26 protein-coding genes are annotated in these 23,165 nt (G+C 34.7%); 9 read left to right on the forward strand and 17 right to left on the reverse strand.

What is annotated here, in order from left to right; genetic code table 11:
* Nucleotides 1-17 precede the first annotated feature (17 nt).
* From QWZ06_RS19435 to QWZ06_RS19490, 12 genes are all read right to left on the reverse strand, one after another.
* Nucleotides 18-641 carry a hypothetical protein gene (locus tag QWZ06_RS19435; RefSeq protein ID WP_290300581.1) on the reverse strand — a complete coding sequence of 208 codons (624 nt, stop codon included), beginning with the start codon at nt 639-641 and terminating at the stop codon, nt 18-20.
* Nucleotides 642-669: 28 nt separating this feature from the next.
* On the reverse strand, nt 670-1,323 hold the full coding sequence (locus QWZ06_RS19440) for a DUF6766 family protein (RefSeq protein ID WP_073174696.1): 654 nt from the start codon (nt 1,321-1,323) through the stop codon (nt 670-672).
* A 60-nt stretch (nt 1,324-1,383) separates the two neighbouring features.
* Nucleotides 1,384-2,388: an alpha-amylase gene (gene amyA, locus QWZ06_RS19445; protein ID WP_290300582.1), complete on the reverse strand. Its 1,005-nt coding sequence runs from the start codon at nt 2,386-2,388 to the stop codon at nt 1,384-1,386.
* Nucleotides 2,373-2,852 (reverse strand): alpha-amylase family glycosyl hydrolase, encoded by a 480-nt coding sequence (locus tag QWZ06_RS19450; protein WP_290300583.1) that lies wholly within the window; start codon nt 2,850-2,852, stop codon nt 2,373-2,375. Before QWZ06_RS19450 ends, amyA begins: the two co-directional genes overlap by 16 nt.
* A 10-nt stretch (nt 2,853-2,862) precedes the next feature.
* Nucleotides 2,863-3,615, reverse strand: coding sequence for an SDR family oxidoreductase (locus QWZ06_RS19455; RefSeq protein ID WP_290300585.1), 753 nt, complete (start codon nt 3,613-3,615; stop codon nt 2,863-2,865).
* Between the two features lie 12 nt (nt 3,616-3,627).
* The gene (locus tag QWZ06_RS19460) at nt 3,628-4,422 is read right to left on the reverse strand and encodes an SDR family NAD(P)-dependent oxidoreductase (RefSeq protein WP_290300587.1); all 795 of its coding nucleotides are present in this window, start codon (nt 4,420-4,422) and stop codon (nt 3,628-3,630) included.
* A gap of 5 nt (nt 4,423-4,427) precedes the next feature.
* Complete coding sequence (locus QWZ06_RS19465; RefSeq protein WP_290300588.1) at nt 4,428-4,928, reverse strand: CinA family protein; 501 nt, start codon at nt 4,926-4,928, stop codon at nt 4,428-4,430.
* Nucleotides 4,929-4,984: 56 nt separating this feature from the next.
* Complete coding sequence (locus QWZ06_RS19470) at nt 4,985-6,151, reverse strand: zinc-dependent alcohol dehydrogenase (protein ID WP_290300590.1); 1,167 nt, start codon at nt 6,149-6,151, stop codon at nt 4,985-4,987.
* A 172-nt stretch (nt 6,152-6,323) separates the two neighbouring features.
* Nucleotides 6,324-6,590, reverse strand: a complete 267-nt coding sequence (locus tag QWZ06_RS19475; protein WP_290300592.1) for a CCC motif membrane protein — start codon at nt 6,588-6,590, stop codon at nt 6,324-6,326.
* 215 nt (nt 6,591-6,805) lie between these two features.
* The gene (locus QWZ06_RS19480; protein ID WP_290300593.1) at nt 6,806-7,417 is read right to left on the reverse strand and encodes a DUF4142 domain-containing protein; all 612 of its coding nucleotides are present in this window, start codon (nt 7,415-7,417) and stop codon (nt 6,806-6,808) included.
* A gap of 54 nt (nt 7,418-7,471) precedes the next feature.
* A complete protein-coding gene (locus QWZ06_RS19485; protein ID WP_290300596.1) occupies nt 7,472-9,616 on the reverse strand; it encodes a catalase in 2,145 nt (714 codons plus the stop codon).
* A 532-nt stretch (nt 9,617-10,148) separates the two neighbouring features.
* Nucleotides 10,149-10,745, reverse strand: a complete 597-nt coding sequence (locus tag QWZ06_RS19490) for a Crp/Fnr family transcriptional regulator (RefSeq protein WP_290300598.1) — start codon at nt 10,743-10,745, stop codon at nt 10,149-10,151.
* 362 nt (nt 10,746-11,107) lie between these two features.
* Here QWZ06_RS19490 and QWZ06_RS19495 point away from each other — a divergent pair, with 362 nt between their 5' ends.
* The 3 genes from QWZ06_RS19495 (at nt 11,108) to QWZ06_RS19500 (ending at nt 12,831) form a co-directional block, all read left to right on the forward strand.
* Entirely contained in the window at nt 11,108-11,431 is a 324-nt protein-coding gene (locus QWZ06_RS19495) for a cyclic nucleotide-binding domain-containing protein (RefSeq protein ID WP_290300600.1), read from the forward strand.
* Nucleotides 11,432-11,478: 47 nt separating this feature from the next.
* A complete protein-coding gene (locus QWZ06_RS27980) occupies nt 11,479-11,703 on the forward strand; it encodes a helix-turn-helix domain-containing protein (RefSeq protein ID WP_353960023.1) in 225 nt (74 codons plus the stop codon).
* Nucleotides 11,704-12,234: 531 nt separating this feature from the next.
* Complete coding sequence (locus QWZ06_RS19500; protein ID WP_290300601.1) at nt 12,235-12,831, forward strand: Crp/Fnr family transcriptional regulator; 597 nt, start codon at nt 12,235-12,237, stop codon at nt 12,829-12,831.
* Nucleotides 12,832-13,014: 183 nt separating this feature from the next.
* On the opposite strand, the gene QWZ06_RS19505 is transcribed toward QWZ06_RS19500, so the two are convergent.
* The 3 genes from QWZ06_RS19505 to QWZ06_RS19515 form a co-directional block, all read right to left on the reverse strand.
* Nucleotides 13,015-13,395, reverse strand: coding sequence for a low affinity iron permease family protein (locus tag QWZ06_RS19505; protein WP_265427241.1), 381 nt, complete (start codon nt 13,393-13,395; stop codon nt 13,015-13,017).
* Between the two features lie 413 nt (nt 13,396-13,808).
* Nucleotides 13,809-14,534, reverse strand: coding sequence for an SDR family oxidoreductase (locus QWZ06_RS19510; RefSeq protein ID WP_353960024.1), 726 nt, complete (start codon nt 14,532-14,534; stop codon nt 13,809-13,811).
* Complete coding sequence (locus tag QWZ06_RS19515) at nt 14,534-14,794, reverse strand: hypothetical protein (protein WP_290300606.1); 261 nt, start codon at nt 14,792-14,794, stop codon at nt 14,534-14,536. Before QWZ06_RS19515 ends, QWZ06_RS19510 begins: the two co-directional genes overlap by 1 nt.
* 307 nt (nt 14,795-15,101) lie before the next feature.
* Here QWZ06_RS19515 and ku point away from each other — a divergent pair, with 307 nt between their 5' ends.
* The 3 genes from ku (at nt 15,102) to ligD (ending at nt 18,420) form a co-directional block, all read left to right on the forward strand.
* Entirely contained in the window at nt 15,102-15,887 is a 786-nt protein-coding gene (gene ku / locus QWZ06_RS19520) for a non-homologous end joining protein Ku (protein ID WP_290300607.1), read from the forward strand.
* Nucleotides 15,887-16,486, forward strand: a complete 600-nt coding sequence (locus QWZ06_RS19525) for a DNA polymerase ligase N-terminal domain-containing protein (protein WP_290300608.1) — start codon at nt 15,887-15,889, stop codon at nt 16,484-16,486. The genes ku and QWZ06_RS19525 overlap by 1 nt, the downstream gene beginning before the upstream one ends.
* A gap of 80 nt (nt 16,487-16,566) precedes the next feature.
* On the forward strand, nt 16,567-18,420 hold the full coding sequence (gene ligD, locus QWZ06_RS19530; protein ID WP_290300609.1) for a DNA ligase D: 1,854 nt from the start codon (nt 16,567-16,569) through the stop codon (nt 18,418-18,420).
* A gap of 462 nt (nt 18,421-18,882) precedes the next feature.
* On the opposite strand, the gene QWZ06_RS19535 is transcribed toward ligD, so the two are convergent.
* Entirely contained in the window at nt 18,883-19,470 is a 588-nt protein-coding gene (locus QWZ06_RS19535; protein ID WP_290300611.1) for a PDDEXK nuclease domain-containing protein, read from the reverse strand.
* A gap of 28 nt (nt 19,471-19,498) precedes the next feature.
* On the reverse strand, nt 19,499-19,756 hold the full coding sequence (locus QWZ06_RS19540) for a hypothetical protein (RefSeq protein WP_290300613.1): 258 nt from the start codon (nt 19,754-19,756) through the stop codon (nt 19,499-19,501).
* A gap of 464 nt (nt 19,757-20,220) precedes the next feature.
* Here QWZ06_RS19540 and QWZ06_RS19545 point away from each other — a divergent pair, with 464 nt between their 5' ends.
* The 3 genes from QWZ06_RS19545 to QWZ06_RS19555 all read left to right on the forward strand — a co-directional run bounded on the left by QWZ06_RS19545 (nt 20,221) and on the right by QWZ06_RS19555 (nt 23,152).
* Entirely contained in the window at nt 20,221-21,129 is a 909-nt protein-coding gene (locus QWZ06_RS19545; protein ID WP_290300614.1) for a hypothetical protein, read from the forward strand.
* A 9-nt stretch (nt 21,130-21,138) separates the two neighbouring features.
* Nucleotides 21,139-21,894, forward strand: a complete 756-nt coding sequence (locus tag QWZ06_RS19550; RefSeq protein WP_290300615.1) for a hypothetical protein — start codon at nt 21,139-21,141, stop codon at nt 21,892-21,894.
* 61 nt (nt 21,895-21,955) lie between these two features.
* Nucleotides 21,956-23,152 (forward strand): Swt1 family HEPN domain-containing protein, encoded by a 1,197-nt coding sequence (locus QWZ06_RS19555; protein ID WP_290300617.1) that lies wholly within the window; start codon nt 21,956-21,958, stop codon nt 23,150-23,152.
* Nucleotides 23,153-23,165: the final 13 nt, after the last annotated feature.

Genomic DNA, 23,165 nt, shown 5'->3' on the forward strand with positions numbered 1-23,165 from the left:
ATTTCAAAATCTATATATCACCAGGATCGAAACTCAACTAACCCATCTGTCAAAATTTTCCATTGAATTTTTGAAATTCCCACCATTCCTCCAAGGGCAATAGCTAAATTCCTTGCTTTGTCTGCGATCTGAGCATCCATATTCGGTGTCTCGTTACGTCCGTAAATACCTGCTTTTATAAAGTCTTTCCCTCGTGATACAATAAAGGTAGAGCTTGCATCTCCCGTGTAAAAGTGTGCGGTGTGCGTATTTATTTTACCCGGTATCCCCGATGGTTTACACTCAATAAGCAGCTGCTCCAAAATTTCATCATTAGCAGATAAATTTTCATACATATCTGTTATCTCGACCCAATCAAATCCTCTTGCTTCAAAATTGCCCGGCCCTGGAATATCAATCCTAATGAAATCTCCTTTTTCAGGTAATCTCTTTTTTAAATTCCCATTTTTATCGTGCAGTTTAAAATCCGCACCAACTCCACTAGCATAATAATTCCAGTAATTTACCGACAAAAGGCGATCTTTTAAAGTCTTATACAAATCAACTATATCTTCAAAATCTTTAGCTAAACGAATACTTTCCGTATCGTGAAAACTTCCTTTTTCTTGCAGGGGTACCCCTGTGATCAATTGTGGCTTCATTTCGTATTTTTTTTGTGTAACTAAACATTTAATTTTCATTATGCGGCATATCAACTGGCTTTGATTCCGGAGATCCTTTTTCTCTGAGCCAAATTGAAAGGATAACCAGCGAAGCAACTGCTAAAAACTCACTCTGCCAGTTTTGAAACGACTCAAACCAAAAACGGGCATCATACAAATATTCCTGAATTGGCATCACAGGCAGTTCTTTAGCAATCTGCTCACCACTGTATTCTTCATAGCTTCCATAAAAATGACAGGTAAAACTGATAAGAAAAAGAATACCAAAAGCAATTGATAGTGAATGTTTATAGAGAATAAGCCATACACCACCCTGTTTAACCGGCCAGGGTGCATTGGAATGAGCTCGAGGTTCTTTATCAACATCTTCTTTTTCATCCAAAGACTTTGATTCACTTGACCCCTTCTGTCTGAGAAAAACAGTCAGAACAACATACAGCATCATTTGTAAAAATTCACTTTCCCAGTTTTCAAAAGTGGCCTGAACAAAATGGCCGCTGTGCAGATATTCTCCGATACTTAAAAGATGCTGCCCTTCTTCAGCCAATTCTTTGTTTTCAGTTTTCCAACCCGTCATGACCTGCCCGTACAGGCAGACAAACATCAATATAAAAAGAACAATACTTAAACTGTTGCGGTAAAAGAAATTATGTTTATTCATTGATACTTGATTTTATGTGATTGAATTTATTTTTAAAATAGGGTTTGCATCAGTGAAGATTTATTTTTTAACCCAAACGCTTACTGACCTTGCATTTACTTTAAAGATTCCTTTACCATTGTTATCCACCACAATTTCTTCTTGTCTTTGTTGCAAAAAATCATAGAATACAGCATTTGAATATTCTTCACCCCACATTATTTCTTTGCAGGCTTTTCCATTATTTGAAATAATGACCAGACAGCCTTTATTCTTTTTATCACCCATACGCATGAATGCAATACAATTGGGATCATCAAAAAAATTGACTTGTGAGCCATATCCAAATTGTTGTCTTGCCTCCATTAATTTTGGTAGGGTCTCAACTTTACGGATTTCAACATGTATTTCTTGACCGTCTTTCATATCGGAATACTTGGCTCCGAAAAGGTCAGGATAAAAGACACATGGATAGGCTTTTTCTGATAACAAAATGATGGAATAAGCTATTGGTTTAAACCATTCTTTGACAGTGGACTCCAACGCCTGAAGCTTTTGTGTATCATGATTTTCAACAAAAGAAACGGTAAAAACAGGCATCTGCTGTAACAAAGAATTATCAAGAATCTGACGCAGGTCGTACTGATCTCCTTCTTCAGATGCTTTGAAAAAATTATAGTGTAGGGGCACATCGAAACATGAAATTAAATTACTCATTTCATCAGAGAAATAATTTATTTTTCCGGCCTCTTCTTTCCAAAACTCCCCCAAAATATAATAGTCAGAATTAATTTCTGTTTTAATATAATTAATCCACTCTTTTAAAAATTCTGAAGAAATATGCTTTAAGGCATCCAACCGTACCCCGTCGACTTTGGTACTTTCAAGATACCATTTGATCCAGTTTTTCATCTCCTGAACAACATCTGGGTTTCTGTATTCTACATCAGCGCCCATGAGATAATCATAATTTCCGAGCTGATGACTCACTGAAGGATTCCATTCCGTGCCATATTCATTTATAATCTTAAAGATACCCAGTACCTCTTCTCCATTTCTCTTAATGCAGTCTATTCCACTAAACAACGATGATCCCAGTTAAAATCTGAATACATTCCATTCCGGGCAGAAAAAGTAAATTTTGTCATTGCTGATGCTTCAAAAGGTTGTTCTATAGTCTTAATGCGATTATCCTCCTCAACCTGTTGTACAAAGATATTTTCTGGTTCGTCTCCACCCATTCTGTGATTAAGAACAATATCGGCATATACACTCATACCTGCCTCATGTGCTGCTTCAATTGCTTTAAGGTATTCTTCCTTAGTTCCGTATCTGGTTGCAATACTACCTTTCTGGTCAAATTCTCCTAAATCATATAGATCATATACGTCATAACCCCGGCCTTCCTTACCGAGAAAGCACTTTGTTGCAGGAGGAAACCATACCGCAGTAAAACCAAGCTGTTTTAAATAACCCGCCTTTTCTGCAAACTCATTCCATAAATTCCCGGGATGGTACCAATGAAAAAACTGAATCATTACTCCGTTCATAACCCATAATTTAACCGTTGACAATGAGCCCACCGTTCGGATGGAGAACCTGCCCCGTCATCTGTGCTGAAGCATCGGTAGCTAAAAACAGATAACTTGAAGCAATCTCATCCGTATTAGCATTTCTTTCCAGTGGAGGCTTGCTTTGATCGTCTTCTTCTTCACCAAAAGTTTTCTCAGTAAGGGGTGTCGCTACCGGCCCAGGTGCTACTGCATTGACCCGAATTCCTTTAGGTTTCGCCTGTAATGCCAGCGATCTCGTAAAAGAAACAATGGCCCCTTTTGTAGCTGAATAATCTAATAATTCTTCATGCCCCATATAAGCCACTGCGGAGGTCGTATTAACAATGGAACTCCCTTTTTTTAAATGGGGAAAAACTTCCTTGGTAAGTAAAATCATTCCAATGATATTGGAATTAAATGTCTTTCTGATGTTTTCTTCTGTAAGGTCAATAATATTATCTGCAGGAATTTGTGTTCCTGCATTATTTACCAAAATGTCAATTTTCCCAAACTCAGCAACTGTTTTTGAGACGGTTACTTTACAAAAATCTATATCATTGATATCTCCGCCAAAACATATAGCACGCCTTCCTAGAGCTTCAATTTCCAATTTTGTTTTCTCTGCATCTTTGTCGTCTTTATAATAGATAAACGAAATATCCGAACCTTCTTTGGCAAATAATAAGGCAATTGCTTTACCTATTCCGCTGTCTGCTCCTGTAATGAGCACTGATTTATTCTCCAATTGCAGCCTCTCCATACTAGTTAAAATTTATACATCCTGTGGTTCCTGCATTTTTCCCATACGATATGCTGCCATGCTATCGCTTGCCAGATTAGACATGGCTACCGTTAATTTATTTTTCAACCCCGAGATTATTTTATCCTCTCCATTCATCAGAGCATCATAGCCATCCTTAGCCACTTCTTCCGGAGTGCTGAAACTCTCTTTATCTTCCATAATTTTACTTCTGTTCATCTGGGCTTTGTTGAAGAAATCTGTATCGGTCGGTCCTGGAAGAAGTGCCGTAACCGTAATTCCGGTATCTTTTAACTCTTCACGAATCGCCTCAGACCATGATAAGATAAAAGCTTTACTTCCATGATAAACTGATTGCCATGGACCGGGTGCTTTACTTGCGATTGAAGCCAGATTCAGTATTTTTCCTGATCCTTTGCTGATACGATCCTTTAGGAAAAGTTTGGTTAAAATCAGAACTGCATTTATATTGAGCCTGACAATATCCAATTCCCGATGTATATCTGTATCTTCAAATTTTCCATAGAAGCCCTGTCCTGCGTCATTCACCAATATTTCCGGGCTAATATCGTTAAGCCTAAGTTCGGCATACATAGAAAAAACATCATCTTCTTTAAAGAGATTTTTTGCCTGGGTTACCACCTTAACACCATATTTTTTAAATTCATTGGCTTTTTCAAGCAGTTGATCATGACTGCGCGATACAATAACCAGGTGGTAGCCATTTTTTGCGAATAATTTCGCCAGTTCATATCCGATTCCACTGGTTGCACCGGTGATCAGTACATATTGATTTTTGATTTCCATATCGTTTATTTTAAAATAATCATTTGATTGAGTTCACATTTAAAGCATCCGAGAATAAATTCCGCGTAATACAGCTGGGCTGTTGAAGCATTTGTTTTATGGTGCAATTCCAGTTTTTTGGATAAAATGATTTCATTTTTGTAGGCGAATGAAAAATGCGCGAAAATTTTTTGATCAGATTCTTTCACAGGAGTTGCATATCCGGTGACAGATATTCCCCAGTCTGTATTGAATAATGCACTAACATTCAACGCCATTTCATCGGCAACTTCCTTAGAAACACAATCACACTTTATCGCTTCCTGCTCATCAACTTTCAAAAGTTTTACTTTTTCCTCAAGAGTATAGGCGGTTATACCGCCTTTAAAAAATTCAGAGGCATCTTTCATCTGCGAAAATGAAAACTGCAGGCAGCCAGCAGTAACACTTTCTGCCACAGAAACTGTTTCATGGGCAGATTTCAGTGCCCCGCCGATATAATCCAACAAAGACTGTTTAAATTCCATGAGAATACATTTTAATTAATTAAGAATACGTCTCTCCTAATACTATAGAGATTTACTTATCTCCAGGGATCAAGCACGACTTTTACACATCCGTCCTGCTTTTTATCAAATATTTCATATCCTTTTGCCACCTCATCAAGAGAAAGGCGATGCGTTATGATATCATCGAGTTTTACCTGCCCGGTTTCCACATATTTCATTAATTTATCAATGATCGCATGAACCGGAGATTGTCCCGCTTTAAGTGTAATGCCTTTATCAAAAAGCTGACCTACCCTAAAATTGTCATAATTCATGGGATAGACTCCTAATATGGAAACAAAACCTCCGCGTCTTACTCCACTCATACACGCCTCCAGCACTTTGATAGAACCTTTTTCAAAATTGACAGCTGCCTTTGCTCTATCCATCAGATTTCTGTCTGGTTCAAAGCCTACAGCATCTATACATAAATCGGCACCTCTGCCATTGGTCATGCTTCTGATTTCGTCAACAGTCTGTTTAGCGTCTTCCCAAAGAATGGTTTCGCATCCTGTAAGGTTTTTTATCTGATCCAGTCTATATTGAAGGGTATCAATAACAATTACTTTTTTTGCATGATGAAGAATAGCACTTTTTACGGCCATTGATCCCACAGGACCTGCACCGAAAATGGCTACAGTTTCCCCACCTTTAAGGTCCGCCCACATTACGCCGGTATAACCTGTAGGAAAAATATCGGTAAGAAAAAGCACCTGTTCATCGGTCAATGAATCAGAAACCTTTCTAGGTCCGAAATTAGCATAAGGAACTCTTACATATTGTGCCTGCCCGCCATTATACCCACCATACAGATCGGTATAACCAAACATTCCACCTCCTTTTTCAGTAACCAAGCCTCCTTCGGGACCATAATTTTCTATATTGGAGTTTTCACAGCCTGATGGTAAATCATGCTGGCAGAAATAACACCCTCCGCATGCAATCGGAAATGGCACAACAACTCTGTCACCCGCTTGTAGATGATTGATGTTTTTTCCTACTTCCTCCACAATTCCCATAAACTCATGTCCCATTACCATAGGACGTGGCTGAGGAATTCCTCCCGAATACATGTGAAGGTCACTGCCACAGATTGCGGTAGAAGTTACACGAAGAATAATATCATTTTGATCTTCAATCTTTGGATCATCGACGGTATCGCAGGTAATGTTACCCGGCGAATGAAAAACTGCTGCTTTCATATTGTTATATTTTATGGTTTGGTGTTTATTCGTTATCATGTGGTCATTAGACCCTAAAAAGCTGATGCGTTGGCCATTTCAAATTGTAAGCTGATTAAAATGGCTGACGCAAGATCTGGGTAAAGTTTTTTATACCTCAGCAATGGGAGAGGATATCCCCCTCCCTGAACAACTAAAGATAGTGTACCAACAATAAATAAATGAGGCAAAGGGAACTTAGACTCATCCCCAGAATGCTTAGCATTCTTCCTGTTTTTAAATTGTCGAAATTGGAGTAACCTCCTTTATTTTTATCGTATACTTTTTTATCTTTTCTGTAAAGAAAAAGAGCGATGCCTCCGGTAAGTATTCCCGGGATTCCGTAACAACAGCATAAGGCTACAGAAGAAATTCCGAGCACTAGCACTGCTGTAGCATTGGGTAATTTGGAATTTCTCATGATGATAGGTTTTGAAGCCAGTAGATTATTCCAGTAATAAAATGCAGCCGGCATTAATGATTAAACACTGTCATTATAAACATTAATTTTCTGGGTTATAAATAAATAATTTAAACCATCGAACCGTCAGCATCAGATTTTCAGAAACAATATTACGTCCTTCGAATAATATCCGATAACCCTTTCAAGGCAGATTACCGGATATTTATTCGACATTATTTTACAGCATCTTTTGCTTTTTTAGATTCCATTAAATGATGATCTAAAGTGGGAAGCGTTTTAGTGGCAAAATTTTTCAGAGAGGATTCGGAACCGTCAGCAGCTTCTTTCTTGAAATCAGCTATTGTTTTTTCATGATCCTTAACCATCATATCGGTATATATACGATCAAAATCAGCTCCTTTTTTTGCCTTCAGATCATCGTATGTCTTTTGTTGGTCTGCATCTAAACCGGTAGGCAGAGTGTAAGCAGTTTTAGAGGCCCATTGTTGTAATTCTTCGTTGGCTTTAGTGTGATCCTTTACCATCATTTCACCCAGTTTTTTAACCGCTGAGTTGGTCGCATTTTGAGATGCAAGTTTTCCCGCCATCACTTCCATCATTCCTCCTTTTGCTGCTGCATCAGCAAATTTTCGATCCTGATCATTTAATGATGTTGCTTCAGAAGACGTTTGGGAAGTTGAAAGAGAATCTCCAGGCATTGCACCCGAATCGACGGGAGCAGACATTTCGCTGTGATCAGCTGAATGATCAACAGTAGTGGTTTCTTTTTTGTTACACGCCGTTATTGCAGCAATGGCTACAATGATTAGAATTGTCTTTTTCATAATATTTTAATTTGTTGGTGTTGATATGAATGTCAAGTAGTTTCTACTCATTTTTTATACTAATCCGTTTCTTTCTTTTTCAAACTGCCATACCCTGTGATTAGCTATCGCCTCAACAAATAAGTCATCAGAATCAGTATCTTTAGCAGAAATTACTCCAGGATCATCATGTTTGATCGATGCCATATCTGTAAGGTTTTTGATTACTTCAGTATCATATCCAAAGTAAATGGCTTTACAGTGACGGAATGCTTCATTAATAAAATCAACCGTCATATTTTTATTTCCAGGCTTTACAAAGCCTTCTGCAGATTTTGCACCTCCACAGATATACAGGGCATCAAAACAAACACTTGAAGTCGTAGATAATGAATGATCCGGAATGTACGTCTGGCCGTCCGAAGATTTTACCGGTGCTACCGAATCAGCAATATATTGTACAACTGCACCCTGCCCTTCTAATTTTTCTATTAAATGATCGGTAGAAGCAGCATCAAACCCATCAGTCATCATAAAGCCAATTACACGACTTTCAATGGTATCTTTAACGGTATTGGCCATACTCAGCGCTTCTGAAAATTTTAAGGAAGGTTCAATTTCCGCACTTTGGAGACTTGCTGGATCGGCATCTGCAGGAATACTTTGATTGGGCTGATCGAGAATTTTAACCTCAACACCTAATCTGGATGCCACCTCCTGTGCCAAATCTTTGTTTACAAAAGCTAACTGACCAACCATTCGTTCTCTGATGACAGGAAGCGTTACTTTTGAAAGCTCAAAAACCAATGCATTTTGCAGATGCGTTTTTTCAAAAGCAGACTGACTGTTGTAAAATAATTTTGCTTGAGAATAATGGTCTACAAAGCTGGAGCTTCTTGCCCTCACTTTATGTCCTTCTACCCGCTCCTCCTGGGAGACAAAACCTCCTTCTTTCATCATAGCCTGAAACGGACACCCCCCACCCATTGAATTGGGTTCGTAACTTACTTTTCCTTTAACGATCTGCTGACGCATGTGTCCGTCACGCTGATTATTGTGAATGGTTGTAATGGACCTGTTGATTGGAATTTCATGAAAATTCGGAGAGCCTAATCTGGTAAGCTGAGTATCGGTGTACGAGAAAAGTCTTCCCTGTAAAAGAGGATCATTGGTAAAATCTATGCCGGGAACAATATGACCAGGATGAAATGCTACCTGCTCTGTTTCTGCAAAGAAATTATCCGGATTTCGGTTTAACGTTAGAGTCCCTACAAGTTCCACAGGAACAAGCTCTTCCGGGATAATCTTTGTAGGATCAAGGAGATCAAAATCAAATTTGTGTTCATCTTTTTCAGGAACTACCTGCACCCCTAAATCCCACTCAGGGAAAGCTCCGTTCTCAATGGCCTCCCAGAGGTCACGTCGATGAAAATCAGGATCATTTCCTGAAATCTTCTGTGCTTCGGGCCACGCCACCGAATGGACACCCAATTTGGGTTTAAAATGAAATTTCACAAAGTGTACATCTCCCTGTTCATTGATAAATTTAAATGAATGTACGCCAAAACCTTCCATCATACGGAAGCTTCTCGGAATCGCACGGTCACTCATCAACCACATGATCATATGGGTACTCTCTGGCATTAATGAAATGAAATCCCAAAAAGTGTTGTGAGCCGAAGCAGCTTGTGGAATCTCATTATCAGGCTCAGGTTTTACAGCATGAACCAGATCTGGAAATTTTATAGCGTCCTGAATAAAAAATACAGGCATATTATTACCTACCAAGTCATAAACGCCTTCTTCCGTATAAAATTTTACAGCAAACCCTCTTACATCGCGAGCCAGATCTGTACTTCCTCTACTTCCGGCAACGGTAGAAAAACGCACAAATACAGGAGTCTCTTCCTCTATATTGTTTAAAAATTTAGCTTTTGTATATTTTGCCAGACTTTTATTTAATTTAAAAACACCGTGAGCACCGGAACCTCTTGCATGAACTACTCTTTCTGGAATTCGTTCGTGATCAAAATGAGTAATTTTTTCTCTGAGAATAAAATCTTCAAGAAGAGAAGGTCCTCTTTCGCCAGCTTTCAGTGAATCTTGGTTGTTATTGATCTTTAATCCCTGATTAGTGGTCAGTTTTTCGTTGCTGTTATCCGTTGTATGGTCTTGAAGTTGATCACGCTTCGGGTTTGATCCTAAATTTTCATTTTCCATATTTCTTGTTTTACGATTTGATGTAGGTGATGTTGACTTAGTATTTAATGTACTGTATCAGATAATGTGATACAGCAGATTGTCTTAGGATGATTATCCAACTCATTATTATATTCTGAATAAAGTTTCTTTTGTAAAAAAAAGAGAATCAACTAACCGGGTCGCGCCAATTAGAAAATAGAGTGCATTACCTCAACTTTCTATAACATATTATAAAAAAGTAAGCCGCACAGGTTAATCTGTGTCAGTATTTTGTAATTGGTGTTCATATAATTTTATTTTTATGGTGTATTTCAAAATTACAAATCCATAAAAATCTACCCTATGACTTAAGTCATATAGTAATAATTTATTGTAGTAATACCTATGAAAAAATTATAAATATTAATTGTCGAATTATCTATTCCAGGTATAAAAGAATATGCTTTTTAAACTCTTTGGTTTGGTTAAATTTATTCAAATCATCAGATAGCATCTAATGATAAAGTAACAGGCAAACCAGCAAGAGGATAAATAGGTATTACTGAAAGGACTAATAAAATATTTTTCCACCAATATTTTTTACAATATTTTCACGTTCCATCTTTTTTAATACTCTTATCACGGTTTCTATTCTCAATCCTGTAAGTGAGGCAATTTCAAGACGGGTGTATGGAATTTGATAACCGTATTGTTCTGTCACATTATGATATTGCTTCAAACAATCCATCACACAGATTATTTTACTGAAAGTGTTTGTGGATGATAAATTATTTAACATCACATAACGGTAGTGCATTCTTTCCGAGGTATATTGATAAAGTTTAAATAATATGCTTTTATCACTATGAATCAGATCAAAGAATCTGGCTATTCCAACTTTAATAACGGCTACATCATTCATCGCTACTGCATTGACGGGATAAGGTCTTTCGGAAAATATAAAAGTTTCTCCAAGACAGTGCCCGGTTGAAGGTAAACTATGGATAAATTCTTTTCCTTCCTGATGATAATTGTTGATTTTTACATTGCCATATTTTATCTGATAATAAAATTTTGGTATTTCTGATTCTCTAAATATCATATCATTTTTGGTGAATTTCACTAATTGTCCTCCATAATGAAAGAGCAAATCTTCATCAACCAGCATATTGAAAAAATTATTAGGGGGTATTAAACTTGTACTAATTAAATTGCAGAGTTTAAAAAAAGTGACATATATCACTGATAAGTGTGCAATTAACTAGCATCCAAAGGTAATGGTAAAGGACACTTCACATGTATGACCTAAATCATACGTACGAATTTTGAGTACAAAATGTCAATCTGTCAAACGAACAATTTTACTTATATGTATTTAAAAATTTAGGTAACCAGTACAATCAATAGATTTTTGATTGCTGGTTTTTGTATTATCTTTAGATAAGAATTGTACTATTTACTATTAAAAGATCTAGTATAATCAGGAATATTTAATTTTTGATATTCTATTAACTTCAACACCACATTATTATGATTATCGATCAAAATCTTTTGCAGTTATATGGTGCAGAAACAACACAGTTTAAAGCCCATGATACAATATTTCAGGAAGGGGATACTCCAAAACGTTACTATCAAATAACAGAGGGAAGAGTTAAATTAAATCATTACGATGAAGATGGGAAAGAGATTATTCAAAGTATTTTGTTTTCAGGACAGAGCGTTTGTGAGTTACTTCTTTTTATTACCGAAAAATATCCTGTCAACGCAATAACATTAACTCCTTGTGAAATCATTACCATTCCAAAGACAACTTCTTTAAATTACTTGCTGATCATCCTAATGTATCTTTAGATATCAACAAGTTTATATCCGAACGATTGTACCAAAAATTTGTCATGATGCAGCATAATTTATCATTGAGACCGGAGGTGAGGCTTTTGGGAATTCTTGACTACTTTAAAAGCTACAGCAATAACAAAGAAAAATATTCATTTGAGGTTTATTTGACGAGAAAACAGATGGCTGCCATCACGGGTTTACGAATTGAAACTGTAATTAGAACTATTAAGAAAATGGAAAGTGATCATGTATTAAAATTGATTAACAGTAAAATATTTTACTAAACCAACTCATGATAATTCGTATTGGAGAGAGCTATCTCTACTCAAATTATATAGAGGTAACTTAATTCCATATTTAAATCGTATATAGGATTAAGATAAAATAATTATGATTTAATTAACATATTTAAATTATAAAGCTCAAAATATATTTTCGACTACCTCTACCATTGTATTTTATATTTTATAATAAATTAACTTTATAATCATAAATAATAGTAAATATCCCACTATATGATTCAAAGCATATCATTTATATAGTACTTGCATTATATTTGCTGCATATAATTACCGATGAATTATAATTTCTCCTAACCAATGATGGAGCCTTAGCAATTTTCATCCAGAAGTCGCTGATAAATATTTAATTAAATGGTACTATCCACTTTGTGGGTTTTAGTCAACTCTAAGTTAGATTGTTTATTAAAAAATATATTGTAACATGAAGTAAAATTACGATTCCCCATGGTACTTTAACGATCCTTATATTGGGAATTTAAATCCACCTTTATCACTAACCACAAAATTATTATTATGTTTTTTAAAGAAGAACTTTTACGCGCTATTGGAGCTGTAGAACAATATTACAATCCGGGAGATTATATATTCAGAGAAGGCGCAAGTCCCCAGTTTTATTTTCAGATTATTCACGGTGATGTTAAACTAAATAACTATAATAGTTCAGGTAAAGAATTTATTCAAAGTATACTAAGTTCAAAAGATCCCGTAGGAGATTACATGTTATATCTAGAGCAGACATATCCCGTAAATGCCGTAGCTCTTTCGAATTGTACTATTCTCAAATTATGTGCAGATAAATTAACGCATTACTTAGATCAACACCCTAATCATTATTTGGAACTCTGTAAATCCTTATCAAAGCACCTGTACCGTAAATTTATTCTCATGCAAAAAATATCTTCTCCCAGTGCCGTTGAAAGAATTAAAGAAGTATTGGAACTTATGAAGCATGACCACGAAAATAAAACTCCATTTACTTATGAAGTTCCCATCACAAGGCAACAATTAGCTTCTTTAACAGGGTTATGCGTTGAAACGACTATAAGAGCTATAAAAAAGATGGAGCGAGAGAAAATAGTCCGGATTACAAATCGAAAAATTATGTACTAAACTTTATGTAGGCCTCATTATACAATGGGACAATTATATTACAGTTTAATCCTATAGATAAAAAGGAATGTTCTTTCGAGCATTCCTTCATTATAGTATATCATACATTATTCATTTCTTCACAAAAGATAAGGACATTCGAGGTTCTTAATTTAAAATTAGTCCAATTTACTTAAATTCCAACTACTTTCTGTTTTCGTGATTTTTAGGGAACTTGCCAAACTTCTCATATAGTTTGTGAAGCTCATCCAGTTCATCTTCTGTTAAATCTTCAATATCCACAATTCGATTGTTAGCTTTTTCATGAGCTGAAATCAATTCGTTAAGCTTTATTTGTATGGCTTTAGAATCTTTATTCTGTGCTTTTTGGATTAGAAAAACCATAAGAAATGTAACTATGGTGGTTCCTGTGTTAATAACCATTTGCCATACTTCAGAAAATTTAAATACCGGTCCTGTAGCTGCCCAGATAATAACCAAAATACTTGCCCCGATAAAAGCACCCGGACTTCCTGCAAAACAGGCAGCCCAATCTGCAAATCTGTCAAAAAAATTCTTTTTCATTTTATAAACTATAGGTGAAAATTATTATTAATATTGAAGCATACTTAATAAAGATTATGTCTTTAATGATCGTTTTTTGAATCACTTCTCAAAATATTTAGCTAGTGACCGAACTTTTAGAGTTAGATAGTTTAGATAAATAAAATTCTTACTGCCCAATGAAAGCTTTTATGTGAGTTGCCAATTTCGAAAAAATTAGTTCAGTTTAGTATGATCATGATCACATCGACATCTATTTTTATAAGGGGTTTGTGTCGCATGTACTACAAAAGATGCATTTCTTCTGTGACATGGAGATAAGTATAACTATAGTGATGAAAAAGAAAATTCTCTAAAAATAATTAATGAACTATATATTTGACAATAGAAAGTGCTCCTTTAACCACTTTCTATTGTCTAAATACATTTATTTTTTATGGTTGCCCATTACCACCTGCTGCACCATATATATGCCCAGTTGTAAAGCTGGCACTGTTTTCAGCAAGCTGAACAAAGATCGAAGCAAGCTCAGCAGGCTGTCCCGGTCTGCCGAATGCCGTATCTTCACCGAATTTTTCAATTTTCTCTTGTGTTTGTCCTCCGCTGATCTCAAGAGCAGTCCAAACGGGTCCTGGAGCGACACCATTCACACGGATTCCTTTTGATCCCAATTGCTTGGCTAATGATTTTATATAGCTTGTGGTCGCTGCCTTTGTTTGTGCATAATCATATAGATCCTCAGAAGGATCATAGGCCTGTACTGATGAAAGACCAATGATACATGATCCTGCTTTGAGATGTGGTAATGCGGCCTTTATGATCCAAAACGGTGCATAAAGATTGGTTTTCATAGTCCTGTCAAATTCTTCAGTACTTATATCCACTATGGATTCATGAGTTTTCTGATGACCAGCATTATTTACCAGGATATCAATACCGTTCAATTCCTTAACCGCCTTAGATACTAATCTTTTACAGAAACTTTCATCTCTTATATCTCCCGGAATAGCAATAGCTTTGCAGCCTGCTTTTTTTATGAGAGCGATTACCTCCTTAGCATCAGCTTCTTCTTCAGGAAGATAGTTTATTGCTACATCAGCTCCTTCCCTAGCATATGCTATAGCAGCTGCTCTTCCGATACCCGAATCTCCACCAGTAATTAAAGCTTTCTTCCTTTCAACCTGCCAGAACCTACATAACTTTTTTCACCATGATCAGGAACTGGATCCATCTTACCTGCTAATCCAGGAAATGGCTGAAACTGCCTTTTAAAAGGTGGTTTAGGATATTTTGTTACTGGATCTGTCAATACTGAATCCCTTTGATTTTCTTTTTGTTGTAATGAAGATTCTCTTGAATTGATATGGGCCTTTGACACATCCTCACCCATTTCATTACTTTTTGTAGTCTGCTTTTTCATTAATAAAGTATTTGGTGTGATAAATTGATAATGAAAGTTCAGCAACTATAAGACCATTAAATAACGTATTATCAAAATATGGTACGTGAAAATTAGATTCTAACTACGAACAACGCTCACTAATTAAATTATTTAAGTATAATTACTCCTAAATACAACAAATCAAAGAAAATAAAAACCAATCACTTGCCTTATTCAATGCCAAAACAACACCTACCTAGTATATTACATGCTCAATATTAAGACATTACAATCGATCTTTTTCACACGGCACAATCATTGTACGTTTTATTCAAAATAAAGTGCAATGAAAGCAATTTGGAACGGCGCCATTGGCTTTGGTTTAGTCAATATTCCTGTAAAGATTTATTCCGCCACAGAAACCAGCAAATTGGATTTGGATATGCTTGATAAATCCGATTTTTCGAATATTAAATTTAAAAGAGTCAACGAAAAAACAGGCAAAGAAGTGAAATGGGAAAACATTGTTAAAGGTTATCTCATGGACGATAAATACATCATTCTTGATGATGAAGATTACGAGGCTGCAAGTCCTGAAAAATCTAAAATTCTTTCCATTGATCAGTTTGTAAAAGAAGTGGAAGTCGATTCCGTTTATTTTGAAAATCCTTACTTTCTCGAACCGCAAAAAAATGGTGAAAACGCATACCAATTGCTGTTAAATGCTTTAGCTAAAACAAAAATGGTCGGTGTCGGAACTTTTGTTCTCCGTGAAAGTGAAGCCATCGGAATGATTCGACCTTATAATGATGATGTTTTGGTTTTAAACAGATTACGATTTGCTCAGGAAATTCGAGATTATAAAGATTTAAAAATACCCTCTAAAAAAGCTCCAAAACCAGCCGAACTGAAAATGGCGGTAAGTTTAATAGAACAGCTTTCGCAGGAATTTGATCCAGAAATGTATAAAGACACCTATTCCGAATCTTTAATGAAAATTATTAAGCAAAAAGCGAAAGGAAAAGGCGTAAAAGCTAGAAAAGCAGAACCTGCTAAGGAAGGCAAAGTGATTGATTTGATGGCTCAGTTAAAAGCCAGTTTACAAACTTCTAAATCCAAAAACGCATCGTAATGGCTCTCAAAGATTATAACGCAAAAAGGAAATTCGACGAAACGAGTGAACCAAAAGGGAAAACAAAAAAAAGCAAAGACAAGCTTATTTTTGTAATTCAAAGGCACGCGGCGTCGCGACTTCATTATGATTTCAGATTAGAAATGGAAGGCGTTCTGAAAAGCTGGGCAGTTCCGAAAGGTCCTTCTTTAGACCCGAAAGACAAACGTTTGGCGATGGAAGTTGAAGATCATCCTTACGATTATAAAGATTTTGAAGGAAATATTCCCGAAGGAAATTACGGAGCCGGACAAGTGGAAGTCTGGGACAGCGGAACATATGAACCTTTGGATGAAAATTCTAAACTTTCTGATGAAAAGGAATTGCTGAAAGAATTAAAAGCCGGTTCGTTAAAATTCGTTTTACACGGAAAAAAATTAAAAGGAGAGTTCGCTTTAGTTAAAATGAAAAATGCAGAAAATAATGCATGGCTTCTCATTAAACATAACGATAAATTTGCAGAAGAACATTATGATGCCGAAGAAAACACAGCCAAAAATTCTCAGGTTACAAAATTTTTAGAGGAAAAAAAAAGCATAAAAAACAGCAAAAAGAAATAATAACTTCGGAAACAAAACCTAAATTCCAACGATTTAATTCTTTAGTTGACGAAAAAAAATTAAAGAATTTCATTAAACCGATGCTCGCAAAACCTCATGAAAAAGCATTCGACGACGAGGATTGGATCTTTGAAATAAAATGGGACGGTTATCGAGCTGTTGCCGACCTTAGAAAAAAACAGCCACTTTTCTATTCCCGAAACGGAATTTCTTTTTTATCCAAATTCGAAAAAATTTCGCAAGATTTCGAAAATCAAAAGCATAAAATGATTTTAGATGGTGAAATTGTTGCTTACGACGAAAACGGAAGACCGAATTTCCAGTTATTACAGCAGATTGGAGACAACCCAAATTTAGCCTTAGTTTATCAGGTTTTTGATATTTTGTGGCTGAATGGTCATTCAACTGAAAACATTCCTTTAACTCAACGAAAAGAGCTTTTAAAAGAAGCGTTGATTGAAACAGACATCATTAAATATTGCGATCATATTCCCGAAAAAGGCATTGAATTTTTTAATCAAATGAAAAAAATGAACTTGGAAGGAATGATTGCCAAAAAAGCTGACAGTTTTTATATTGAAAATCACCGAAGTTCCGATTGGCTGAAAATAAAATTCACCAACACAGAAGAAGCTATTATTTGTGGATTTACCGAACCCCGCGGTTCAAGAGAAGGTTTTGGAGCCTTGATTTTAGGGAAATATACTGATGGAAAATTGATTTACGCCGGACATACCGGAACCGGATTTAATAAAGAATTGATTCATCAAATTCATTCAAGATTAAAAAAATTAACGACAAAAACTTCACCGTTTGAAACCATTCCTAAAACTAATATGCCGGTAACATGGACAAAACCTGAATTGGTCTGCGAAATAAAATATTCTGAAATTACCAAAGACGGAATGTTCCGACATCCTGTGTTTGTCACGATTCGTGAAGATAAAAATCCTGAAGATGTAAACGAAAAACCTAAAGAAATGAAAGCAAAAACCTCATCAAAAAAATCAGAAGTTTCTGAAAAAGAGAAAGAAATTACATTGAATAAACATACCGTAAAACTGACCAATCAGGATAAAATTTATTTTCCGAAAGACGGCATTACCAAAGGTGACTTGGTCGATTATTATCAGTCGGTTGCGGAATATATTTTACCCCATCTAAAAAACCGTCCGCTTTCTTTAAACCGCTTTCCAAATGGTATTGAAGAACAGGGATTTTATCAGAAAGATGCAGGTGATAGTATTCCGGATTGGATTAAAACAACAGAGGTTTATTCGGAATCCAACGACAAATACATCGATTATATTTACTGCAATGACAAGGCAACCTTGGCTTATCTTAATAATTTAGGCTGTATCGATCTCAATCCTTGGAATTCCTCGCTTCCTGATTTGGAGCATCCTGATTTTTTGGTTTTAGACCTTGATCCTTCAAAGAAAAATACTTTTGATGATGTTATTGAAACGTCTCTGCAAGTGAATGAAGTATTACAATCCATAAACATTAAAGGATATTGTAAAACTTCTGGAAGTACAGGAATTCACGTTTATATTCCGATGGGTGGAAAATATGACTTTGACCAGGTGAAAGAGTTTGCTTATATTTTGATGAAGCAGGTGAATGAAAAACTGCCAAAACTCACGACATTAGAAAGAAGTTTACAAAAAAGAGACGACAAGAAAATCTACCTCGATTATCTTCAAAACCGAACCGGACAGACTTTGGCGAGTGTTTACAGCGTTCGTCCGAAAGAAGGGGCTTCCGTTTCGATGCCTTTAGAATGGAATGAATTAAAAAAAGCATTAAAACCAACGGATTTCAATATTCATAATGCTTTGGGGAGAATTAAAGAGAAGGGAGATTTGTTTAAACCTGTTTTGGGAAAGGGAATTGATATGATGAAGTCGTTGGAGTTGTTGCAGAATATTTAATTTAGACCTGAAAAAAACAGAAAGGCCTATAAATTATTTTTATTTATAAAATAATGTCTCTATAAAACAACTATAGGCCAAAAGAAGCAAAGGTTAAAATTTTAATTTGAATTCTTTTCAGAGATTAAACAATTTGACATTTTTGCGACCGACAAGTAAATCATACAGAAGACAAACAATTCTAACTTTGCGTCAATATAATTTTTGAAATTAAATTGCATTAAAATTTAATATTTTTAATTCGTTTTTAATTTGGCTCAAAAGAATCAAATCATCGATAAAAGTGTTTGAAGATACGCTCGTCAAGGTCACATGACAGGATTATTTAATTCTGCAATTCTTTCCAAATCACCAACCAAATGTTTCGATATCTCTTCGGTTATGGGTACAAAAATCCTCTGGAATCTTTGATTTCAGAGGATTTTGCTTTTTGAGATGATCAAAAGGTGACTAAAATTTTAATTAACTTTCTTTATTCCAATCTATGCTTTTAGACTTTTCAAACAATTCATGCAATTTTTTCTGAAGTAATTTTTTATCCGGAAGTTGTGTTTTATATTCTGAAACCATCGTAGGGGAAAGCGATCTACTTAAAGCATATTCCACCACTTCGCTGTCTTTATCTTTGCAAAGCAATATTCCAATACTCGGATTTTCATTGGACTTTTTTACATCTCTATCTAATGCTTCAAGGTAAAAATTGAGTTGTCCTAAATGTTCTGGTTTAAATTTATCCGCTTTGAGTTCAAAAGCAACCAAACACTGCAATCCTCGATGATAGAATAATAAATCAACATAGAAATCACTATTTCCAACCTGCAATTTGTATTTTTTGTCAATGCAAAGAAAATCTTTACCTAATTCTAAAATAAAATTTCTCAACTGGCTGACTAATCCTTTTTGTAAATCACTTTCGTTATGGGTTTCAGAAAGGTTTAGAAAGTCAAATATATAACTGTCTTTAAAGGTATTTGAAATATTGGGATGTAATTCTCTCAACACTGGTGAGAGTTTTGGAAAATGTTTATAAGTTTCATAAAACTGCTTCATTCTCCAAAGATTTTTACCTGCATTTACTTTAGGATTTACCTGCTATATTTCTAATCCAACAATTTTTATAAATAAAATTGCCAGATAATTCGCTTCGCAATTGCAACTTACTAATTGATAATAAAATAAAAAAACTACTCAACGATGAGTTTATATGAACTATTTTCAACTTTGATAAATAAATACCTTTCGAAATATCATTTATAAATAAAGTACCAGCTTCTTCCTTCTCAATTATTTTGATACCATTAAATTCTTCAGATCCATTATCTGAATTTGGATCCATCTGCCTGGTTCTGGATTGTACATTTTGATTATTGCTAGTATTGCTTTTGTTAAGCTCAGGAATACAATCAGCATATGACTGTATCTGGAAATGGGAAAGAGATATCTATATTTTCAAAAATGTAAATGTAGCCGAATATTACAAAAACCATAAAAATGAAACTGTAAGAAACAGTATTCAAAAATAGCTCGATAACCACGGTGGCTTTCCCACCTTAGATTCTTTAGAAGAATATTCATTTTACGCAGAAAAAGCTTACCCTATTGCAGATGATAGGAGAAAGTATTTTTTTAGTCTCATCTGGTAACACGACAAACACTTCTCTACCTTTTCTAAAGAACTAAGTGAAAATTTTTCATTTAGTTAAAAATTGTTTCAATGTGCGCAAAATGAATGCGTATTTATATATTTTCTTTGCATTATGAAAAATAATATATTACTAATACTTAAAACACCATTTTGCAATGGATATACATATTAAAGAAATCTATAATACAATTTATACGAATGCAATTCTATTTCTAAAAAGAGGAATAAAAGAAATTACTAAAAATGGTCGCGCTATTTCAGACCCCGAGCAGGCTATTATATCCTGCTTTTATATTCAGACATCAATCGAATTGTCATTAAAAACATATTTGATCAAAGAAATTGATATTTATTCAATCTTAGAAAGCAATCGAAACTTGTCTCCAAATCTTCTTCTGGAAAAATTTAAACAGAATCATCTGAAAACAAAAAGATATGACCAGCTAAAAAAATCTTTGAAGAAAAATAAGAACCTAACTTTTTTTAATGATATTCATTTCAAGCATTTAGATAAATTGCAAATGTATAGGAATCGACTTGTACATTTAAATCTGTTGTCTAAAGATGATATAAACAATATCCAAAAGGAACTAATCTTCGCCGTAACCCACTTATTGATGCCTTTGTTAACAGATATAAGTTTTAAGTTTGAAACTCCTACACAATTCTACAAGGAGCATTTAGATAAGAACGATTATAAAAGTTTAATTTCTTTCCATCCTTACATTGATGAAATGCATAATATAGCAGTTAAATATTCAGGTCTGGCTTATGAATGTTTAAGATGTTACAATAAAACATTCTCTCCAAATACTGAAATATGCTACTGTTGTAATCTACAACTTTTTGATGCAGCGGGCTATATCGACTGTGATCTGTGCTCCTCTAAAAAATCTATAATCTACGATACCTTGAACATTCATGTAGAGGGTAGTGAGAATAGTATAAATGGTTTTTGCATGAGTTGTGGGGATAAAATGATGGTATATGATTGTCCGGAATGTGAAGGTAAATTTTCATTCTATGGAAAACCTGATTTGGAAGAAAAAATTTGTAATTGTTAATATGTAAATATGGATAAAGCTGAAAAACTGGAAAAATGGAAGTATAAGGGTAGCAATCTTAGTTCTTTCAGAAAAGATGATAAAGAATTTGAAGACTTATCACAAGTTATAGATACTGCCAACAAGGAAGAACTTAAGGGAGTTTTCGACAATGGTCTCGAGTCTAAGTACGATCAATATAAAAAATATCTTTTCAACCACAACCTATTTTTATTTAGAGATTTAGAACAACATATTAAAGACTCAGTAAACTGCTTAATTATTGACGCGTATATTCCCAGCATAACCAACACGAATCTACTTCTTGAACGTGCTTTGAAACTGGCTTTGATACAATTCGAGGTAGGAGCTGTCATAGATTACGATGATAAAGAAATCATAGAAGCATACATAAAAGCTGACAAGCAATATGCAGGAAAAAATATGGAGGCCAATATTCAGAGATGTATTAAATATAAAATTCTTAATGCCGCAGAGGCAAAAGAACTTAAAGATTACAAGCTTAAATTCAGAGATGGATTTTCTCATTTTACACCAATAAATATTTTAAAAGAAGAGAGACTGATGACCAACATTTCATTAGAAGAACACCCAGGTCTTGAAAAAACTTTTAAGCTGCCACAATATCAGTCTATGCAAGTGGTCTTTTTTGCTATAAAAAATGCTGAAAATCATCTGCGCTATGTACTTGACATCATCAATCACTTACAGTTTAAAGTGTTAGAAGAGTTTCGGAAGAATTTTAAAGCGAAGGAAAAATCTTAGGGAGTTGCAAAAGTCTTTTTTTGAATTTTCGCATCAATAAAATCTATTTAAAACAGTAAAAATGATAACAATTGAGAATCTAACGCGTATGGTCAGTGCGACATTGAAAACGTTGCATATTTTTAGTAATAATTGTAAGGAAATCAATGTAAAAGATGTATATCTCCTCAACGAAGATACACTATGCTGCGATTTCTATCCTGTTTCAAGAAACTCATACGATATAAAATTAGAAATAGCCCCGATAATGGGCTGTTTTAATGGTATTTTTAGAGATAAGAACTACAAAAATGTCAACCTGTTAAACTATGCGGTAAGAGCTTTTGATGAAAATAACAACGAAATTTTATACGCTTTATCAACCAAAACCACAGCAGAGCTCATTGGGAAGGGAGGATCAATCGAATGGCTTGCATCAACCTTTTTTCAAATAAATACACAAGATTTTCGTCTGGCTCAGGCCAAGCAGATAATTTCTGAAATTGAAAATGGATTAAGGGAAATTGTAAAAATAAAACTTAGAGATCAATTTGGAGATGATTGGTGGGAAAAAGCATTGAATAGTAAAACTGGCAGAGATGTTAAGAAAATCTATTTCAACAATTTTGGAGAAGATTGTACTGATGGTGATATTTTAATTGCCTATACCTTTACCCTGCAGCTGAAAGAGATTATCATCTCTTGCTACAATTTATTTACGAAGTATTTTCAAAGTTCTGCGGAATTTGAAACTTTAATGGATAGCTTAAATAAATTAAGAAGAGAAGAAGCTCATAACAGACCCATTTCAAATTTGGATTTGAAGAATCTACAGACTCTTCATGAAGAATTGCTATCCGGTGTTCTCCAAGATTTAAAATCACTTCAATCTGTTTATTTAACTGAAAACTGGAGAGGAAAAATCAAAAAAATAATGCCCGAAAAAAGGTACAAGGATGTTTACACTGATTTAGAAATCAGTAATGAAATTGATGCTGAACAAAAGATGTTTAAAATTCGAGAAAACAAATCATCTTTAATCTCTTACCTTGATGATACAATTTTAAAGTTAAAATCTGTTATTGTACCAATACATAAGAAATCGACACACACAGAACTATTAAGCTGTTTTGAAGTTTACAGAGTTCTGCAAAATTCTTTATTTGATGAATATTCAACCTTACATAATGAAAGAATAGACATCGTCAAAGATAAAATAAAAATACACGATCGAAAAATGAATGAGTTCGTCGAAAAATTCCTCCTGAATGAGAAATAATATTAATTTGCTG

Origin of the sequence: Chryseobacterium tructae, from assembly GCF_030409875.1 — a bacterium.
GTDB lineage: Bacteria > Bacteroidota > Bacteroidia > Flavobacteriales > Weeksellaceae > Chryseobacterium > Chryseobacterium tructae.